The sequence below is a fragment of the Pseudomonas sp. TWI923 genome, assembly GCF_039673365.1.
GTDB classification, from domain to species: domain Bacteria; phylum Pseudomonadota; class Gammaproteobacteria; order Pseudomonadales; family Pseudomonadaceae; genus Aquipseudomonas; species Aquipseudomonas sichuanensis.
The window spans coordinates 1-18,714 of sequence record NZ_JBDJLM010000047.1 but is presented as its reverse complement, the minus strand read 5'-3'; the positions used below and the strand labels follow the sequence as shown (position 1 = coordinate 18,714).

Below are 18,714 nucleotides of genomic sequence, written 5' to 3'. Positions count from 1 at the left end.
GGCAAATAAAAAACCCGGCGCGATGGCCGGGTCAGAGTGCACAAGATGCTTACAGCGTGGGAGCGGCGGTGCGCCGCTCCCATGAAACGGCTGCGCAGGCTTTCGAGTCAGCTGCCCGCTACAGTCATCCGCTCGATCAGGACCGAGCCACTGTGGATATTGCTGCGGGTTTCGATATCGCTGCCAATCGCCACGATTTGCTGGAACATGTCTTTCATATTGCCGGCGATGGTCACTTCCTGCACCGCATGCTGGATCTCGCCGTTCTCTACCCAGAAGCCCGCCGCACCTCGGGAATAGTCGCCGGTGACCATGTTCAGGCCATGCCCCATCAGCTCGGTCACCAGCAGGCCGCGCCCCATGCGCCGGATCAACGCCGCCTGGTCCTCGACCCCATGGGTGACGAACAGGTTGTGCACACCGCCGGAGTTGGCGGTGCTCGGCAGCCCCAGCTTGCGCCCGGAATAAGTACCGAGGATGTAGGAGACCAGCTCACCCTTGTCGACGAACGGCTTGGCGTAAGTGGCCAGGCCATCACCGTCGAACGAGGCACTGCCCAGCGCTCGCGGAAGATGCGGGCGCTCGTCCAGGGTCAGCCAGGTAGGGAACAGGCGCTGGCCAAGGGTGCCTTCGAGGAACGACGACTTGCGGTACAGGTTGCCACCGGAGATCGCCGACAGGAAGCTGCCGAACAGGCCGCCCGCCAACTCGGCGCTGAACAGCACCGGCACTTCGCAGGTCGGCACCGGTCGGGCCCCCAGGCGGCTGGCGGCGCGCTGGGCGGCCCGCACGCCAATGCTGCTCGGGTCGGCCAGCAAATGGCCCTGGCGATTGACGTCGTACCAGTAATCACGCTGCATCTGCCCGTCACCCTCGGCGATCATCACGCAGCTCAGGCTGTGGCGGGTGGAGGCGTAGCCGCCGATGAAGCCATGGCTGTTGCCGTACACCCGCACACCTTGATGGGTATTGAGGGTGGTGCCATCGGCATTGAGGATGCGCTTGTCGGCATCGAAGGCGGCAGCCTCGCAGGCCAACGCCATCTCGATGGCCTTTTCCGGCTCGATGTCCCAATCGTGGTACAGATCGAGGTCGGGCAGCTCCCGGGCCATCAGCGCCGCATCGGCCAGGCCCGAGCATTCGTCTTCGGAAGTATGCTTGGCGATGGCCAGTGCCGCCGCGACGGTCTCACGGATCGCCTCAGGGCCGCTGGCCGAGGTGCTGGCCGAGCCCTTGCGCTGGCCAACGTAGAGGGTGATGCCGAAGCCCTGGTCGCGGTTGAACTCGACGGTCTCGACTTCGCGCTGGCGCACGCTGGTGGACAGGCCCTGCTCCAGCGACACCGCCACTTCGCAGGCGCTGGCACCCTGGCGGCGCGCTTCGGCGACGATCGCTTCGACCTGTTCCTGCAACGCCGGCAGGTCCTTGGGGCCTACGCTCTGGACTGCACTCATGGTTCTCTCCACTGAAAATTCTGCGTACGGCTTGGGTCATTCTACGACCGGGCCGGACAAGCGGCCCCCGACTGGTTATCATGGCGGCGATTTCTTGCGGACGGCCCCCATGGTTGATTCTTACGACGACGCCTTCGATGGCGAAAAAAGCAAAACCCAGATCAAGCGCGAGCTGCATGCGCTGGTCGAACTCGGTGAGCGCCTCACCACCCTCAAGGCCGACACCCTGGCGCGCCTGCCGCTGACCGACGAGCTACGCAAGGCGCTGGCCGAGGCCAGCAAGCACGTAGCGCACGGTGCCCGTAAACGCCACATGTCGTTCGTCGGCAAGCTGATGCGCGTGCAGGACCTGGACGCCATCCATGCCGTGCTCGACCAGATCGACAGCTCGACCCGTCAGTACAACGAGCGCTTCCACAACCTGGAGCGCTGGCGTGACCGCCTGATCGACGGCAACGACGAGGACCTCGAGCGCTTCGTCAACGAGTACCCCGACACCGACCGCCAGCAACTGCGCTCGCTGATCCGTCATGCCCAGCACGAGAAGGCGCGGAACAAGCCGCCTGCTGCCATGCGTAAAGTGTTCAAGTACATCCGCGAGCTCGACGAGTCCCAGCGCGGCCTGCGCTGAGCCCATCGCGGGGCAAGCCCGCTCCCACAAACGAGGGAGCGGGCTTACCCCGCGATCGTTCATCAAGCGCCCGTACCGCCCACGGTAATGGCGTCCAGTTTCAGGGTCGGCTGGCCAACGCCCACCGGCACTGACTGCCCATCCTTCCCGCACGTCCCCACGCCGCTGTCCAGTGCCAGGTCATTGCCGACCATCGACACCCGGCTCATCGCCTCCGGGCCATTGCCGATCAGCGTGGCGCCCTTGACCGGCGCGGTGATCTTGCCGTCCTCGATCAGGTAGGCCTCGCTGGTGGAGAACACGAACTTGCCGCTGGTGATGTCCACCTGGCCACCGCCGAGGTTGGCGCAATAGATGCCCTTCTTCACCGAGGCGATGATCTCCTGCGGGTCGCTGTCGCCAGCACGCATGTAGGTGTTGGTCATGCGCGGCATCGGCAGGTGGGCGTAGGATTCGCGACGGCCGTTACCGGTCACCGCCATGCCCATCAGACGGGCGTTGAGCTTGTCCTGCATGTAGCCCTTGAGGATGCCGTTCTCGATCAGCGTGGTGCACTCGGTCGGGGTGCCTTCGTCATCGACGCTCAGCGAACCGCGGCGCCCTTCCAGGGTGCCGTCGTCGACGATGGTGCACAGGCTCGACGCCACTTTCTCGCCGATGCGCCCGCTGAACGCCGAGCTGCCCTTGCGGTTGAAGTCGCCTTCCAGGCCATGGCCGACCGCTTCATGCAGCAGCACGCCGGACCAGCCCGAGCCAAGCACCACCGGCAGGGTACCGGCCGGAGCAGGGATCGCTTCAAGGTTGACCAGCGCCTGGCGCAGCGCTTCGCGGGCATAGCCCATCACCCGTTCTTCGGTGAAATAGCGGTAGTCGGTACGCCCGCCACCGCCCTGCCCGCCGCGCTCGCGACGGCCGTTCTGCTCGACGATCACGCTGACGTTGAAACGCACCAGCGGCCGAATGTCGGCAGCCAGACTGCCGTCGGCGGCGGCAATCAGAATGCGCTCCCACACCCCGGCCATGCTCACGCTGACTTGCTGGATCCGCGGATCGAGCGCACGGGTGGCGGCGTCGACGCGCTTGAGCAACTCGACCTTCTCGGCACGGCTGAGCACGTCCAGAGGGTTGTCCGGTGCGTACAGCGCGGTCACGTCCTGGCTGCGGAAGGCCTGCACCGTGCCGTTCTGCCCGGCGCGGGAGATCGAGCGGGCGGCGCGGGCGGCCGAGGTCAGGGCTTCAAGGTTGATCGCATTGCTGTAGGCAAAGCCGGTTTTCTCACCGGACTGGGCACGCACGCCCACGCCTTGGTCGAGGTTGAAGCTGCCTTCTTTGACGATGCCATCTTCCAGCGCCCAGGTTTCCGAAATCTGGCCCTGGAAATACAGGTCTGCCGCGTCGATACCGGGGCCCGCCAACTCGCCGAGCACCGTCTGCAAGCTGTCGAGGGTCAATCCGCCCGGGGCCAGGAGCTGCTCACTGACGGTGGATAACATCTGGCTCATAGTCACTCCGAGGTCTGCGCAGGCCGCAAAGCGTCCTGCGGGAAAAAGCGCCGGTGGGTAACCACTGGCATGCGCGCCCGGATGGACGCCTGTTCTTCGCTGTCGCGCGTGGCCAGCAATACCGCTTCGCCACGCGCCTGTTGCGCGACGATCCGCCCCCAAGGGTCGACGATCGCCGCCTGGCCGTGGGTTTCCCGCGGCCCTGGATGCATGCCGCCCTGGGCGGCGGCCAGTACATAGCACTGGGTCTCGATGGCCCGCGCGCGGATCAGCACCTCCCAGTGCGCCGCGCCGGTCACCGCGGTGAACGCCGCCGGTGCGCTGATCAGCTCGGCGCCTGCAGCGCGCAGGGCGCTGTACAGCTCGGGAAAGCGCAGGTCGTAGCACACCGACAAGCCCAGGCGCCCCACTGGCGTATCGGCGACCACCACCTGGCTGCCATGGGCGTAGTCGTCCGACTCGCGGTAGCGGCCACGGTTGTCGGCCACATCCACGTCGAACAGGTGCAGCTTGTCGTAGCGCGCAGCGATCTCGCCGTGCTCATCGATCAGCAGCGAGCAGGCGTGGGACTTTGCCTCAGGCTGACCGACCGGTGGCAGCGGCAGCGTGCCGGCGACAATCCATAACTTGAGGTCGCGGGCCATACGTTTCAACCACGGCAGGATCGGCCCCTCGCCCAGGGCCTCGGCCCGCCCGATGGCGGCAGCGTCGCGCCGGCCCATGGCCGCGAAGTTCTCCGGCAGCACCGCCAGCCGCGCGCCGCCGGCAGCGGCCTGCTCGAGCAGCGCAGTGGCACGTTGCAGGTTGGCCAGCACATCGTCCTGGCTGACCATCTGGATCACTGCTGACGTCATCGCAACCCCGGGCTTATTTATCAAAAGGTTTCACAAAGGTGATTTTAGGCTCTTTCACCGGCCCTTCGACGCGGTAATGCACGCTGGCAAAACGCGCCACACGGTCGCCGATCAGGCGGTCGACCAGGAACAGCGCCCCACCCACTGCCGGCGCACCGATGATCAGCGCGGCGAGCGGCAGGTTGTTGGTCACCGGCAGCGTCACCATCAGGTTGGCGTCGACCCGATCGCGCGCCAGATCCAGGGTGCCGTCGAGCTCGAAGTTGCTCGACGGGCCGGTGACGGTGATCGGCTCGCGGGTCACGTACACCCCTTCGCTCGCCACCAGCAGGCCTTTCACCCGGTCGTAGGCCAGGCCTTTGCTGAACAGGTCGGAGAAGTCCAGGCGCAAGCGTCGGCCAATCGAGTTGAAGTTGAGCAGGCCGAACACCCGCAGGGCCTGGGCGCTGCCTTCGACCTCGACGAACTGACCGGTACGCAGCGCCGCGTCGAGGCTGCCCGAATAGCGATTGAGGCTCACCCAGGCAGGCGAACCCGGCCAGCGGCCGTCCACGTCCATACGGAAGTCGCGGCTGGTAACAGTGGGCGCAAAGCCCCAGGCCTTGAGCACATCGGCGAGGTTCTTGCCGTCCAGGCGGCCCTTGTACCAGCTCGAGGTGCTGCCCGCTTCACCTTCCCAACCGCCACTGCCATCGATGTGCAGGCCCTTGAGGTCCAGATCGACGTCGCTGAGGGCGATACCACGGGGGGTCTGGCGTACTTTCAGGGTTGCACTGCCGAACAGGTCGTCGCCCCGGTACAGCTTGTCGATGGTCAGGTCCAGCGGTGGCACGTTGCGCGGATCGACGCTGGCCAACGGGTCCGGAGCGTTCTCCGGCGCGGTCACGTTCGGATCGGCGGGCGGCAGGCGCAGCGATGGCAGGCGGATGGTGAGCGGCACACCCTTGGCATCGGGAATACGTGCATTGCCAATGACTTCCTTGCTGTCCAGGCGCAGGTCCCAGGCTGGGCCGCTGCGCGCCAGGCGCACCACGGCCTGGTTGAGGTCCATGCCGAAAGCCTTGAGCTGGCCGATGCTCAGGTCGACGCCTTGCAGGTTCTGCCGGGCACTGCCGCCTGGGTCCTGGCCGGCCAGGCTCGACATCTGTGCCTGCCAGGGGGCCAGGTCCAGTGCTTCGAGGTGTCCGCGGACCCGCAAGCCCTGGCCGCCGGGCAGGTTGGCCTCACCGCTGCCCAGCAGCAGTTCGCCACGGCCCTGGCCAAGCTTGTCGGCGGGCGCGGCATAGGCAAAGCGGGCCAGGTCTGCATAAGCTGCGTCGATACGCCGCTCCGGGCCTTGCAAGGTCAGGCTGAAGCGGCTGTCGCGGATATCCGAGGCCGCCTTGCCGAATGGCGCCGGCAGGTCGATGGTCAGGCCCTTGAGCGAAGAGTTGACGGTCAGCCGGTTATCGCGGCTGCCCAGCAGCAATTGCAACTGGTAGGGCAGCTCACCCGAAACGGGCAGCGTCTGCTGGAACTGCAGCCAGTCGGTCAGCGCCTTGAGGCCCACCTGGCCATTGGCGGTGATGCGGCTCTGGATCTGCCCGTCCTTGCCTTCGGCGGCAATCTGCGCCGTGACCGGCTTGCCGAACGCCTGCAGAACAATGTCCTTGCCGCTCAGCCCCTTGTCGTAATCGAAGCTGAAATCACCTTTGAGGCGGCTCAGTTCCAGGGTTGGCGGCGCCACCTTGAGCGTGGCGTTCGCGGTTGCAAAGTCCACCAGCACCTTGGGCCGCTGGCCATGTTCCAGGGGAATGTCCAGCTTGACCTTGCCCTTGAGCGGCCCCTCGCCTTCCCAGCCGGCGAAGATCGCCCCCGTGCCGATGGGGGCTTCCTTGAGAATCTTCAGGCCGTCGCCGAGGCTGCCGTCGAAATCGCCATCCAGGTAAAGGTGGCTGTGCTGCCCCGCGTCGACATGCGGAATGTTGACGCGGACATCACTGACCTGGGTGTCGAGCAGCATGCCACTGCGGGCATTGACGCGAACACCGCTGTCTTCGATGAATACTTCGCCGTCCACCTGCTGCACCTGCGGCCAGCCCGGCTGGAAGTCCAATGCCGCGTCATGCACCTTGAAGAACAGGCTGATGTCGCGGGCATGTGGCGGCGCGCCATGGTTGAGCGAGCCCTGGTACTGGAAGTAGCCCTCGTCGACGTTGCCCTTGACGATGGCACTGCGCAGCCATTCGTCGAGCGCCGGGCTGAGCACCTCGGGCAGGTATTTGGCGGTGTAGCGGCCGTCACCCTCGGTCATGCCGACACGCAGGTCCATGTAGTCTTCGCGGCCCTCTTCGAACAGCAGCCGGATCAGGAAGTCAGCCGCGATCTTGCCCTCTTCGCCCAGCACCTTGATGTAGGGGGCGATCAGCGTGAAGCCTTCCTTGTCGAGCGTCCAGGTCAGGCGGGCGTTGGCTTTCTGGTAATGCCAGGGTTTGGCGAAGATCGGGTACAAATGCAGCATGAACGCCTCGGTATCCAGGCGCAGCTCGCCCTGACCCAGGTCGCCGCTGATGGCGCCGCTGACATTACCGGCCGCAGGCGCTCCGTGGTAGGCATCGAAGCCGACCTTCTCCAGGTTGGCGGCGAACTGCACGCGCTGGTCGCCTTCGGCCTTGGGGCGGATGTCCAGGCGCACATTGCGCAAGGCGCCCGTGACCTTGAGGGCGTCGACCACGGCCTTGAGGTTGTCCGGCAGCGGCGCCAGGGCGTCGATCAATGGGGTCAGGGGCGTCAGCTCGAGGCGATCGGCCTGGACCTGCCAGGACTCCTCGGCCGGCGTCTGTCCCGTGCGCTGCGCCAGTTGCAGGTGAGATTCCCAGCGGGTCTTGCCGATGCTCGCGGCAAGCGAGTCGACGGCCACATCGAAACCGTCGCTGCGGCGCTGGAACCAGGCCGACAACGCCACGTTGTCGAGGGCGACCGCTTTACGCTCGCTGTAGGCGCCCTTGAGTTGCGGTGCATTCAGGCGCACCACGGCGCTTTGCAGCTGGCCTTGGCTCCAGTCGACCCAGAACTCGCCGCCGGCCCGCAGGGTATCGGCTTGCCACTGGCCCAGCAGGCGCGGCGGCAGCCAGCGCGCCCAGTCACTCTGCGGCAGGCTGAGGTAGGCTTCCACCTGACCATCGCGCCAGGCCTTGGCCGTGGCCCGGCTGCGCAGGCTGACGGCCAGCGGCTGGCCATCGGGCAAGGTGGCGCGCAGGTCCAGGCTCTGGCGCGAGGCACCGGCCTGCAGGCCGAGGCTGACATAGGTGAGGGTAAGGGGCTCGCGCTGCCACGGGTGCAAGGTGACCTGGCTGTCGAACAGGTCGACCCGGCCCAACTGGCGCAGGCGCTTGAGGGCATCTGCCAGGTCGAGCGGCGCATCATCCTTGTGCGGCAAGCCTTCCAGGGCCCAGGCGCCCTGCTCGTTTTCACGCAGGATCAACTGCAGGCCACCGAGCTGGATGCGCGCCAGGCGCACTTCGCGCGCCTTGAGGCTGGCCCACAGGTCCGGCACCAGCTTGACGTCGTCCAGGCGCAGCGCGGCGGCGCCTTCGCCCAGTTGCAGATCGCGCACCCGCAGGACCGGGGCCAGGCCGCTCCAGCGGCCTTCCAGCGCCCCCACATGCACAGGCAGGCCCAAGGCCTGTTCGGCCTTGAGCTCAGCGTCTGCACGGTATTCGGCGACCAGCGGTATCAGTTGCCGACCGAGGCTGACGTAAAGCGCCACCAGCACCGCCAGCAGGGCGCAAATTGCCAACCCCCAGCGGGTCAAGGCGCTCAGAACGCGGGTCAGACGCTCCATGGCCAAGGCCCTCCAAGTCGTCCACTAACTATGGCCGCTGAATAGCGCTTTGCCAGCCCGTCCCTGGGGCAGATAGGTTCAGTGACGGTCAGAGCAGCACCACATCATATTGTTCCTGGGAATACATGGACTCGACCTGGAAGCGGATGGTTCGCCCAATGAAAGTCTCAAGTTCGGCGACGTTACCCGACTCTTCGTCCAGCAGCCGGTCGACCACCTTCTGGTTGGCCAGTACCCGATAGCCCTCTGCCTGGTAGGCACGGGCTTCGCGAAGGATCTCACGGAAGATCTCGTAGCAAATGGTCTCGGGCGTCTTCAGTTTGCCGCGCCCCTGGCAGGCGGCACACGGCTCGCACAGCACCTGTTCGAGGCTCTCGCGGGTGCGCTTGCGGGTCATCTGCACCAGGCCCAGCTCGGTGATGCCGATGATGTTGGTCTTGGCGTGATCGCGCTCCAACTGCTTCTCCAGCGTGCGCAGCACCTGGCGTTGGTGCTCTTCGTCTTCCATGTCGATGAAGTCGATGATGATGATCCCGCCGATGTTGCGCAGGCGCAGTTGCCGGGCAATGGCCGTGGCCGCTTCCAGGTTGGTCTTGAAAATGGTCTCTTCAAGGTTGCGATGGCCGACGAACGCACCGGTGTTGACGTCGATGGTGGTCATCGCCTCCGCCGGGTCAACCACCAGATAGCCGCCTGACTTGAGCGGCACCTTGCGGTCCAGGGCACGCTGGATTTCGTCCTCCACGCCATACAGGTCGAAGATCGGCCGCTCGCCCGGGTAGTGCTCAAGGCGATCGGCGATTTCCGGCATCAGTTCGCCGACGAACTGCGTGGTCTTCTGGAAAGTTTCTCGTGAGTCGATGCGGATCTTCTCGATCTTGGCGTTGACCAGGTCGCGCAGCGTTCGCAGCGCCAGGCCCAGGTCTTCATAGATCACGGTAGGGGCGCCACAGGTCTTGATCTGCGAGCCAATCTGCTCCCACAAGCGGCGCAGGTAGCGGATGTCCTGGAGAATATCCTCGGCACGCGCGCCCTCGGCGGCGGTGCGCAGGATGAACCCGCCGGCGTCCTTCATCTCTTCCTGGGCCATGCAGTCGGTGACCACCTGCTTGAGGCGATCACGCTCGGCTTCTTCCTCGATTTTCAGAGAGATGCCGACATGGCTGCTGCGCGGCATGTACACCAGGTAGCGCGAGGGGATCGACAACTGGGTGGTGAGGCGCGCGCCCTTGGTACCGATGGGGTCCTTGGTCACCTGCACCACCAGTGCCTGCCCTTCATGCACCAGCGCAGTGATTGTCTCTACCGCCGACCCTTCGCGCAGCGAGATCTCCGAGGCATGAATGAACGCCGCACGCTCAAGGCCAATATCGACGAATGCTGCCTGCATGCCCGGCAACACCCTGACCACCTTGCCTTTATAGATGTTGCCGACGATGCCGCGGCGCTGGGTGCGCTCTACGTGCACCTCCTGCAGGACACCGTTCTCCACCACTGCCACGCGTGATTCCATCGGGGTGATGTTGATCAGAATCTCTTCACTCATGGCAGGCTCTCGTCAAGGTTTTCGGTAATGATGGATCGCTGCGGGATGGCTGGCTAGCGCGCTGTCGAACCCTCTTGCGGCTGCCAGACAGCAACGGCGAATTGCTCCAGCAGCTCGGCGGTCTCGCTCAAGGGCAGGCCGACCACGGCCGAATAGCTGCCCTCGATGCCGCTGACGAATACCGCGCCCAAACCCTGGATGGCATAGCCACCGGCCTTGTCCAGCGGCTCGCCGCTGGCCCAGTAGCGCAGGGCTTCTTCGAAGGAGATGGCGCGAAAACGCACCGTTGTGCTGACGCAGCGGCTGATGCTGCGCCGGCCGTCGGTCAGCGCCACCGCGGTGAGCACCTGGTGCTCGCGCTTGGACAGGTCGCCGAGCATGGCCAGGAAGTGCTCGCGGTCTTCTGGCTTACCGAGGATTTCATCGTCGAGCACCACCGTGGTGTCCGCGCCCAGCACCACGCCGTTGCCGTCGGTGTGGGCGAAGCCGGCCACCGCCTTGGCCTGGGCCAGGCGTTCGACATAGGCTGCCGGGGCTTCGCCGGGCAACGGGGTTTCATCGATGGGGGCACTGACGACCGTGAACGGCACGCCGATCTGGGTCAGCAGTTCACGACGACGCGGCGAACCGGAGGCCAGGTAAAGTTGAGGCATGTGGACATCTCCCTGTCAGTGGTGGCGCAGCGTCAATGAATATGCAAGCGCACGCGCAAGCCGCGCAGGGCGAAGCTGACCCACGGCCAGAGCAAGGCACTGATCACCGCCGACCAGACCAGCGCCAGCGTTGGCAGGCGGTTGCCGGTCAGGGCGCTGAGCCATAGCTGGATCAGCTGGGCGATACCGAAGATCACCAGGATCACCAGGCTCTGCTGCCACATGGGGAACATGCGCAGGCGCTGCTGCAGCGACAGCACGAGGAACGTGATGAGGGTAAGGATGAGCGCGTTCTGCCCCAGCAAGGTGCCGTACAGCACGTCTTCGGCCAGGCCCAGCACGAAGGCGGTGGTCATGCCGACCTTGGTGGGCACGGTGAGGGTCCAGAACGCCAGCAGCAACGCCAGCCACATGGGCCGGAACACTTCCATGAACTGCGGCATCGGCGAGACGCTGAGCAACAGGCCGATGGCAAAGGTCAGCCAGATGGCCCAGCCGTTTCTGCTACGGGTGCTGGCCATTATTGCCTCCGGGGTTGAGCGGGCGCTGCGGCCGGGTGGGCCGGGGCCGTAACGTTTGCGGCAGGTGCCGGAGCTGCGGCGGGCGCGGCAGGCTGCGCGGCGTTGGCCGCGGCTGGCGTTGCCGGGGCCGCAGGGGCCTGGCCATGGCCGGCACCCTGGCGGTCGGCTTCTTCCTGGGCAATCGCCGCTTCCGTTGCACGCTCTTCCGGGGTACGCCGGTCGCTGAACACCAGCAGCATGTAGCGGCTGCGGTTGAGCGCGGCGGTCGGGATGGCGCGGACGATGGCGAATGGCTGGCCGGAATCGTGGATCACTTCATTGACCGTGGCCACCGGGTAGCCGGCCGGGAAGCGCTGGCCCATGCCGGAGCTGACCAGCAGGTCGCCTTCCTTGACGTCGGCGGTGTCGGCCACGTGGCGCAGCTCAAGGCGTTCCGGGTTGCCGGTGCCGCTGGCGATGGCGCGCAGGCCGTTGCGGTTGACCTGCACCGGAATGCTGTGGGTGGTATCGGTGAGCAGCAGCACCCGCGAGGTGTACGGCATCAGCTCGACCACCTGGCCCATCAGGCCACGGGCATCGAGCACCGGCTGGCCGAGGAACACGCCGTCGCGCTCGCCCTTGTTGATCAGGATGCGGTGGGTGAACGGGTTGGGATCGACACCGATCAGCTCGGCAACCTCAACCTTCTCGTTGACCAGCGCCGAGGAATTGAGCAACTCACGCAGGCGCACGTTCTGCTCGGTCAAGGCCGCTAGCTTTTGCAGGCGCCCTTGCAGCAGCAAGGCTTCGGTCTTGAGTTTCTCGTTTTCGGCGATCAGCTCGGTGCGGCTGCCGAACTGGCCAGCCACACCCTGCCACATGCGCTGCGGCAGGTCGGTGATCCAGTAGGACTCCATCAACACCAGGCCCATCTGGCTGCGCACGGGCTTGAGCAGGTCGAAACGCGAGTCGACCACCATCAGCGCGATCGACATCACCACCAGCACGAGCAGGCGCACGCCCAGCGAGGGGCCTTTGGAGAAAAGCGGTTTAATGGGCCGTTCCTCGCGGACGACTCAGGAAGTCACTGAACATGGGGCAACGCACCGGCCTGCTTGCGAATTGACGGAAAACGACGCCCTCACGGGCGCCAACCCAGCGCATACAGGTAGCACTGCGCGTGCTACCTGTAAACCGGGCGATGAAACGGCAGCGTCAGGGCTCACTCGCTGGAGAGCAGGTCCATCGCGTGCTTGTCCATCATTTCCAGGGCGCGGCCGCCGCCACGGGCGACGCAGGTCAGCGGGTCTTCGGCGACGATCACCGGCAGGCCGGTTTCCTGGGCCAGCAGCTTGTCCAGGTCACGCAGCAGCGCGCCACCACCGGTCAGCACCAGGCCGCGCTCGGCGATGTCCGAGGCCAGCTCAGGCGGCGATTGCTCCAGGGCGCTCTTGACCGCCTGGACGATGGTCGCCAGCGACTCTTGCAGAGCTTCAAGCACTTCGTTGGAGTTCAGAGTGAAGGCACGTGGAACGCCCTCGGCCAGGTTACGGCCACGGACGTCGACTTCGCGCACTTCGCCGCCTGGGTAGGCGGTGCCGATTTCCTGCTTGATGCGCTCGGCGGTGGATTCGCCGATCAGGCTGCCGTAGTTACGGCGCACATAGGTGACGATGGCTTCGTCGAAGCGGTCGCCGCCAACACGCACGGACTCGGCATAGACCACGCCGTTGAGCGAGATCAGCGCGATTTCGGTGGTACCACCACCAATATCGACGACCATCGAACCGCGGGCTTCTTCGACCGGCAGGCCGGCACCGATGGCAGCGGCCATCGGCTCTTCGATCAAGAACACTTCACGGGCACCGGCACCCAGGGCCGACTCGCGAATGGCGCGACGCTCTACTTGGGTCGACTTGCACGGCACGCAGATCAGCACGCGAGGGCTGGGCTGCAGGAAGCTGTTTTCGTGAACCTTGTTGATGAAATACTGCAACATTTTTTCACAAACGCTGAAGTCGGCGATCACGCCATCTTTCATCGGACGAATGGCCGCGATGTTGCCGGGCGTACGGCCCAGCATGCGCTTGGCTTCGGTACCGACAGCGACGACGCTTTTCTGGTTGCCGTGGGTACGGATGGCAACAACCGAGGGCTCATTCAGGACGATACCGCGCTCACGCACGTAAATAAGGGTGTTGGCAGTACCCAGGTCGATAGACAGATCGCTGGAAAACATGCCACGCAGTTTCTTGAACATGGGAAAGTGACCCTGGGGAAAGCGTGGGTAAAAAAGTGCGGCAAACTCTAACAATGGCAGGGATTTTGGGCAAGGAGCCAATATGTTAAATTGGCTGTTTTTCCGAGCATGCCTACCGATGATCGCGGCCCTTTGACCGCCAGAGTCCTGACATGTTCCTCATTTTGTTAGCGGACAATTCCGTTCATCGTTCCCCCTGGAGATCCCCATGGCGCTGCAACGCTCCGACGTGGAAAAGATCGCCCATCTGGCCCGCTTGGGCCTGAATGAAGGCGAGCTGCCACGCATTACCGACGCCTTGAACAGCATTCTCGGGCTGGTCGACCAGATGCAAGCCGTCGACACCACAGGCATCGAACCCCTCGCCCACCCGCTGGAAACCACCCAGCGCCTGCGTCCCGACCAGGTCACCGAGAGCAATCAGCGCGACCAGTATCAAGCCGTCGCCCCGTCGACCGAGAACGGTCTGTACCTGGTTCCGAAAGTCATCGATTAAGGGATAGCGCCTGCCATGCATCAATTCACTCTGGCCGAGATCGCCCGCGGCCTCGCTGACAAGTCGTTCTCTTCGGCAGAACTGACCGGCGCGCTGCTGTCGCGCATCAAGCAGCTCGACCCACAGCTCAACAGCTTCATCACCGTCACCGAAGAGCAGGCCCTGGAGCAGGCGCGCGCCGCCGACGCCCGCCGCGCCGCTGGTGAAACCGGTGCGCTGCTGGGCGCGCCGATCGCCCACAAGGACCTGTTCTGCACCAACGGCACCCGCACCAGCTGCGGCTCGAAGATGCTCGACAACTTCACCGCCCCGTATGACGCCACCGTGGTCGCCAAACTGGCCGCAGCCGGCATGGTCACCCTGGGCAAGACCAACATGGACGAGTTCGCCATGGGCTCGGCCAACGAGTCCAGCCACTACGGCGCGGTGAAGAACCCGTGGAACCTGGAACACGTGCCTGGCGGTTCGTCCGGCGGCTCGGCCGCGGCCGTGGCCGCGCGCCTGCTGCCGGCCACCACCGGTACCGACACCGGCGGTTCGATCCGCCAACCGGCGGCCTTCACCAACCTGACCGGCCTCAAGCCGACCTACGGCCGTGTTTCGCGCTGGGGCATGATTGCCTATGCCTCCAGCCTCGACCAGGGCGGTCCGCTGGCCCGTACCGCTGAAGACTGCGCCCTGCTGCTGCAAGGCATGGCCGGTTTCGACGCCAAGGACTCGACCTCGGTCGACGAGCCAGTGCCAGACTTCAGCGCCAGCCTGAACGGCTCGCTGCAAGGCCTGCGCATCGGCGTGCCGAAGGAATACTTCGGTGCCGGCCTCGACCCGCGCATCGCCGAACTGGTGCATGCCAGCGTCAAGGAGCTGGAAAAGCTCGGCGCCGTGGTCAAGCAAATCAGCCTGCCGAACATGCAGCACGCCATCCCGGCCTACTACGTGATCGCCCCGGCGGAAGCTTCCTCCAACCTGTCGCGTTTCGACGGCGTGCGCTTCGGCTACCGCTGCGAAAACCCCAAAGACCTCACCGACCTGTACAAGCGCTCGCGCGGTGAAGGCTTCGGCGTCGAAGTGCAGCGCCGAATCATGGTCGGCACCTACGCCCTGTCGGCCGGCTACTACGATGCCTACTACGTCAAGGCGCAGCAGATCCGCCGCCTGATCAAGAACGACTTCGTGGCCGCCTTCCACGACGTCGACGTGATCCTCGGCCCGACCACGCCAAACCCGGCCTGGAAGCTCGGCGCCAAGAGCAGCGACCCGGTCGCCGCCTACCTGGAAGACGTCTACACCATCACCGCCAACCTGGCGGGCCTGCCGGGCCTGTCGATGCCGGCCGGCTTCGTCGATGGCCTGCCGGTGGGCGTGCAGCTGCTGGCCCCGTATTTCCAGGAAGGCCGCCTGCTCAACATCGCGCACCGTTACCAGCAAGTCACCGACTGGCACACCCGCGCCCCCAACGGCTTCTGAGGAATTCACACATGCAATGGGAAGTTGTGATCGGGCTGGAAATTCATACCCAGCTCGCCACCCAGTCGAAGATTTTCTCCGGCAGCGCCACCACCTTCGGTTCCGAGCCGAACACCCAGGCCAGCCTGGTCGATCTGGGCATGCCCGGCGTACTGCCGGTGCTCAACCAGGAAGCCGTGCGCATGGCGTGCATGTTCGGCCTGGCGATCGATGCCGAAATCGGCCCGCGCAACGTGTTCGCGCGCAAGAACTACTTCTACCCTGACCTGCCCAAGGGCTACCAGATCAGCCAGATGGACCTGCCGATCGTCGGCAAGGGCCACCTGGACATCGCCCTGGAAGACGGCACCGTCAAGCGCATTGGCGTGACCCGCGCGCACCTTGAAGAAGACGCCGGCAAAAGCCTGCACGAAGACTTCAACGGCGCCACCGGCATCGACCTGAACCGCGCTGGCACGCCGCTGCTGGAGATCGTCTCCGAGCCGGACATGCGCAGCGCCAAAGAGGCCGTGGCCTACGTCAAGGCGATCCATGCCCTGGTGCGCTACCTGGGCATCTGCGACGGCAACATGGCCGAAGGCTCGCTGCGCTGCGACTGCAACGTGTCGATCCGCCCGAAAGGCCAGGCCGAGTTCGGCACCCGCTGCGAGATCAAGAACGTCAACTCGTTCCGCTTCATCGAGCGCGCGATCAACAGCGAAATCCAGCGCCAGATCGACCTGATCGAGGACGGCGGCAAGGTGGTGCAGGAAACCCGCCTGTACGACCCGAACAAGGACGAGACCCGCTCCATGCGCAGCAAGGAGGAAGCCAACGACTACCGTTACTTCCCCGACCCGGACCTGCTGCCGGTGGTCATCGAGCCTGCGTTCCTCGACAGCGTGCGCGCCGGCTTGCCGGAGCTGCCGCCACAAAAGGTCGAACGCTTCCAGAGCCAGTACGGCCTGTCGGCCTACGACGCCAACGTGCTGGCCTCCAGCCGCGAGCAGGCCGACTACTTCGAACAGGTGGTGAAGATCGGCGGCGACGCCAAGCTGGCCGCCAACTGGGTCATGGTCGAGCTGGGCAGCCTGCTGAACAAGCTGGGCCTGGAGATCGATCAGTCGCCGGTCAGCGCCGAGCAACTGGGCGGCATGCTGCTGCGCATCCGTGACAACACCATCAGCGGCAAGATTGCCAAGACCGTGTTCGAGGCCATGGCCGCTGGCGAAGGCGATGCCGACAGCATCATCGAAAGCAAAGGCCTGAAGCAGGTCACCGACACCGGCGCGATCGACAAGATGCTCGACGAGATGCTCGCCGCCAACGCCGACCAGGTCGAACAGTACCGCGCCGCTGACGAAGCCAAGCGCGGCAAGATGTTCGGCTTCTTCGTCGGCCAGGCGATGAAGGCCTCGAAAGGCAAGGCCAACCCGGGGCAAGTGAACCAATTGCTCAAGTCCAAGCTCGAAGGGTGACCTGAAAGCGCGGCGAGGGCTTCGCCCTCGTTCGCGGGTAAACCCGCTCCCACAGGACAGCGACATACCTGTGGGAGCGGGTTTACCCGCGAAGGGCCGCACAGCGGCCCCAATGGCGGAGCTTCCAAATTGCAGAAATATTACCTCACCAGCCTCACCCTCTTCGCCCTGCTGGCCGGCTGCGCCAGCCACGACATCGACCCTCGCGGTTACAACGAAACCGGCACCGCCTCCTACTACGGCAGCCGCCACCACGGCAAACGCACCGCCAGTGGCGAACCGTTCAACCAGCACGGCCTAACCGCCGCCCACCGCAGCCTGCCCTTCGGCAGCCGGGTGCTGGTGACCAACCTCGCCAACCAGCGCAGCGTGGTGGTACGCATCAACGACCGCGGCCCGCACACACGCGGCCGGCTGATCGACCTGTCACGCGCCGCAGCAGAAAAAATCGGCATGCTCCGTAGCGGAACGGCGCGAGTCCGGGTACAAGGTCTGAGCGATTGACCTGACTGGAGCCCTCGCCATTTTCGACCTGGCCACCCTCCCCACCTTCAGCCTGCTGCAACTGGGCCTGGGCCTGCTGTTGCTGATCCTCGGCGCCGAGCTGCTGGTACGCGCGGCGCTGCGCCTGGCCACCCGCCTGCATGTACGCCCGCTGATCATCGGCCTGAGCCTGGTGGCGTTCGGCAGTACCGCGCCGCAACTCACCGTCAGCCTGCAGGCTGCCTATCAAGGCGCGCCTGATGTGGCGGTGGGTAGCGTGATCGGCAGCAATATCTTCAACGTGCTGGTGATTCTCGGCCTGGCCGCGCTGATCATTCCCCTGCGCGTGTCGCGCCAGCTGGTGCGCCTGGACATTCCCTTGATGATCGCCGCCAGCGGCCTGGTCTATCTGCTGGCCGGCAATGGCCAGCTGGGGCGCTTCGAAGGTGCACTGTTGCTGTTCGGCCTGCTCGGCTACCTGCTGATGCTCCGACACCAGTCACGCCACCATGCGCGCACCTATCCAGCAGCGAATACGCCAGTCACAGGCGCCGGACGCTTCTGGAGCGGCGTTTTGCTGCAAGTCTTCCTGGGCCTCGGCCTGCTGAGCCTGGCCGGGCACCTGCTGCTGCAGGCCGCCGTCGAGGTCGCCACCGACCTCGGGCTCTCCGAACGAGTCATCGGCCTGACCGTAGTCGCGGTGTGCACTTCGTTGCCGGAGTTGGCCGCCGCCCTGATCGCCGCGCTGCGCGGCGAACGCGAGGTGGCCGTGGGCACGGTAATCGGCAGCAACCTGTTCAACCTGCTGGCGGTGCTGGGGCTGACCGCCGTGGTTGCGCCCGAGCCGCTGTCGATCTCGCCCAACGCCCTGGATTTCGACCTGCCAGTGATGCTCGGGGTCGCGGCGCTGTGCCTGCCGGTGTTCTATTCGGGCTTTCGGGTGACCCGCGCCGAGGGCCTGGTATTCCTCTGCCTGTACCTGGCCTACGGCCTGCACGTGGTGACCTTCACCACCGGGCTGCCCTTGGCCGGGCGCCTGGAAAACCTGATGCTGTTCTACGTTCTGCCAGCGCTCGGCGTCGTGCTGCTGTATACGACGGTGCGCGCCTGGCGCCGCCAACACTAAGGAAAACAACATGGCTGATACGAAACAGACCGGCGAAAGCATTCGCCGCCAGGTGATGGGCGATGCCTTCGTCGACCGCGCCCTGGGCAATGCGACCGCGTTCACCCAACCGCTGCAGGACTTCGTCAACGAACATGCCTGGGGCAGCGTCTGGGCCCGCGACGGGCTGCCACTGAAGACCCGCAGCCTGATCACCCTGGCCACGCTGACCGCGCTCAAGTGCCCGCAGGAGCTCAAGGGGCATGTGCGCGGGGCGTTGAACAATGGCTGCACGGTGGAGGAGATTCGCGAAGCGTTACTGCATTGCGCTGTGTATGCCGGCGTACCGGCGGCGATCGATGCGTTCCGCGCGGCGCAGGAAGTGATCGACAGCTACCAGAACTGAGAGCTCACAAACCTCTTCGCGGGTAAACCCGCTCCCACAGGTACTGTGCATTCCCTGGGATGGCACAGCACCTGTGG

16 protein-coding genes are annotated in these 18,714 nt (G+C 65.3%); 7 read left to right on the top strand and 9 right to left on the bottom strand.

What is annotated here, in order from left to right:
- Window positions 1-107 precede the first annotated feature (107 nt).
- Window positions 108-1,454, bottom strand: coding sequence for a metalloprotease PmbA (gene pmbA / locus ABE459_RS17440; RefSeq protein WP_125465348.1), 1,347 nt, complete (start codon window positions 1,452-1,454; stop codon window positions 108-110).
- Window positions 1,455-1,563: 109 nt separating this feature from the next.
- Between pmbA and yjgA the strand changes: the two genes are divergently transcribed.
- Window positions 1,564-2,085: a ribosome biogenesis factor YjgA gene (gene yjgA, locus ABE459_RS17435; protein ID WP_125465349.1), complete on the top strand. Its 522-nt coding sequence runs from the start codon at window positions 1,564-1,566 to the stop codon at window positions 2,083-2,085.
- Window positions 2,086-2,147: 62 nt separating this feature from the next.
- Here yjgA and tldD read toward each other — a convergent pair whose 3' ends face one another.
- From tldD to mreB, 8 genes are all read right to left on the bottom strand, one after another.
- Entirely contained in the window at window positions 2,148-3,587 is a 1,440-nt protein-coding gene (tldD, locus tag ABE459_RS17430) for a metalloprotease TldD (RefSeq protein WP_125465350.1), read from the bottom strand.
- A gap of 2 nt (window positions 3,588-3,589) precedes the next feature.
- The gene (locus tag ABE459_RS17425) at window positions 3,590-4,441 is read right to left on the bottom strand and encodes a carbon-nitrogen hydrolase family protein (RefSeq protein ID WP_323831428.1); all 852 of its coding nucleotides are present in this window, start codon (window positions 4,439-4,441) and stop codon (window positions 3,590-3,592) included.
- Window positions 4,442-4,454: 13 nt separating this feature from the next.
- Complete coding sequence (locus ABE459_RS17420; protein ID WP_323831430.1) at window positions 4,455-8,264, bottom strand: YhdP family protein; 3,810 nt, start codon at window positions 8,262-8,264, stop codon at window positions 4,455-4,457.
- Between the two features lie 88 nt (window positions 8,265-8,352).
- On the bottom strand, window positions 8,353-9,810 hold the full coding sequence (rng, locus tag ABE459_RS17415) for a ribonuclease G (RefSeq protein ID WP_125465353.1): 1,458 nt from the start codon (window positions 9,808-9,810) through the stop codon (window positions 8,353-8,355).
- 53 nt (window positions 9,811-9,863) lie between these two features.
- Window positions 9,864-10,463 (bottom strand): Maf family protein, encoded by a 600-nt coding sequence (locus tag ABE459_RS17410; protein WP_125465354.1) that lies wholly within the window; start codon window positions 10,461-10,463, stop codon window positions 9,864-9,866.
- Between the two features lie 32 nt (window positions 10,464-10,495).
- Complete coding sequence (gene mreD, locus ABE459_RS17405; RefSeq protein WP_125465355.1) at window positions 10,496-10,984, bottom strand: rod shape-determining protein MreD; 489 nt, start codon at window positions 10,982-10,984, stop codon at window positions 10,496-10,498.
- On the bottom strand, window positions 10,984-12,018 hold the full coding sequence (gene mreC, locus ABE459_RS17400; RefSeq protein WP_125465356.1) for a rod shape-determining protein MreC: 1,035 nt from the start codon (window positions 12,016-12,018) through the stop codon (window positions 10,984-10,986). The genes mreD and mreC overlap by 1 nt, the downstream gene beginning before the upstream one ends.
- 167 nt (window positions 12,019-12,185) lie before the next feature.
- The gene (gene mreB, locus ABE459_RS17395) at window positions 12,186-13,223 is read right to left on the bottom strand and encodes a rod shape-determining protein MreB (RefSeq protein WP_003255163.1); all 1,038 of its coding nucleotides are present in this window, start codon (window positions 13,221-13,223) and stop codon (window positions 12,186-12,188) included.
- A 208-nt stretch (window positions 13,224-13,431) separates the two neighbouring features.
- On the opposite strand from mreB, the gene gatC reads away from it, so the two are divergent.
- The 6 genes from gatC (at window position 13,432) to ABE459_RS17365 (ending at window position 18,637) form a co-directional block, all read left to right on the top strand.
- Entirely contained in the window at window positions 13,432-13,719 is a 288-nt protein-coding gene (gatC, locus tag ABE459_RS17390) for an Asp-tRNA(Asn)/Glu-tRNA(Gln) amidotransferase subunit GatC (protein ID WP_110993452.1), read from the top strand.
- A gap of 15 nt (window positions 13,720-13,734) precedes the next feature.
- Window positions 13,735-15,186, top strand: a complete 1,452-nt coding sequence (gene gatA / locus ABE459_RS17385) for an Asp-tRNA(Asn)/Glu-tRNA(Gln) amidotransferase subunit GatA (protein WP_125465357.1) — start codon at window positions 13,735-13,737, stop codon at window positions 15,184-15,186.
- Between the two features lie 11 nt (window positions 15,187-15,197).
- The gene (gene gatB, locus ABE459_RS17380) at window positions 15,198-16,643 is read left to right on the top strand and encodes an Asp-tRNA(Asn)/Glu-tRNA(Gln) amidotransferase subunit GatB (protein WP_125465358.1); all 1,446 of its coding nucleotides are present in this window, start codon (window positions 15,198-15,200) and stop codon (window positions 16,641-16,643) included.
- A gap of 129 nt (window positions 16,644-16,772) precedes the next feature.
- Window positions 16,773-17,147, top strand: a complete 375-nt coding sequence (locus ABE459_RS17375; protein ID WP_323831460.1) for a septal ring lytic transglycosylase RlpA family protein — start codon at window positions 16,773-16,775, stop codon at window positions 17,145-17,147.
- A gap of 61 nt (window positions 17,148-17,208) precedes the next feature.
- Complete coding sequence (locus ABE459_RS17370; RefSeq protein WP_258706643.1) at window positions 17,209-18,252, top strand: calcium/sodium antiporter; 1,044 nt, start codon at window positions 17,209-17,211, stop codon at window positions 18,250-18,252.
- A gap of 10 nt (window positions 18,253-18,262) precedes the next feature.
- The gene (locus ABE459_RS17365; RefSeq protein ID WP_125465361.1) at window positions 18,263-18,637 is read left to right on the top strand and encodes a carboxymuconolactone decarboxylase family protein; all 375 of its coding nucleotides are present in this window, start codon (window positions 18,263-18,265) and stop codon (window positions 18,635-18,637) included.
- Window positions 18,638-18,714 lie beyond the last annotated feature (77 nt).

Bases quoted from the DNA above. Each gene is read 5' to 3' on its own strand.
- pmbA (WP_125465348.1), bottom strand. From the start codon at position 1,454: ATGAGTGCAGTCCAGAGCGTAGGCCCCAAGGACCTGCCGGCGTTGCAG.
- yjgA (WP_125465349.1), top strand. From the start codon at position 1,564: ATGGTTGATTCTTACGACGACGCCTTCGATGGCGAAAAAAGCAAAACC.
- tldD (WP_125465350.1), bottom strand. From the start codon at position 3,587: ATGAGCCAGATGTTATCCACCGTCAGTGAGCAGCTCCTGGCCCCGGGC.
- ABE459_RS17425 (WP_323831428.1), bottom strand. From the start codon at position 4,441: ATGACGTCAGCAGTGATCCAGATGGTCAGCCAGGACGATGTGCTGGCC.
- ABE459_RS17420 (WP_323831430.1), bottom strand. From the start codon at position 8,264: ATGGAGCGTCTGACCCGCGTTCTGAGCGCCTTGACCCGCTGGGGGTTG.
- rng (WP_125465353.1), bottom strand. From the start codon at position 9,810: ATGAGTGAAGAGATTCTGATCAACATCACCCCGATGGAATCACGCGTG.
- ABE459_RS17410 (WP_125465354.1), bottom strand. From the start codon at position 10,463: ATGCCTCAACTTTACCTGGCCTCCGGTTCGCCGCGTCGTCGTGAACTG.
- mreD (WP_125465355.1), bottom strand. From the start codon at position 10,984: ATGGCCAGCACCCGTAGCAGAAACGGCTGGGCCATCTGGCTGACCTTT.
- mreB (WP_003255163.1), bottom strand. From the start codon at position 13,223: ATGTTCAAGAAACTGCGTGGCATGTTTTCCAGCGATCTGTCTATCGAC.
- gatC (WP_110993452.1), top strand. From the start codon at position 13,432: ATGGCGCTGCAACGCTCCGACGTGGAAAAGATCGCCCATCTGGCCCGC.
- gatA (WP_125465357.1), top strand. From the start codon at position 13,735: ATGCATCAATTCACTCTGGCCGAGATCGCCCGCGGCCTCGCTGACAAG.
- gatB (WP_125465358.1), top strand. From the start codon at position 15,198: ATGCAATGGGAAGTTGTGATCGGGCTGGAAATTCATACCCAGCTCGCC.
- ABE459_RS17365 (WP_125465361.1), top strand. From the start codon at position 18,263: ATGGCTGATACGAAACAGACCGGCGAAAGCATTCGCCGCCAGGTGATG.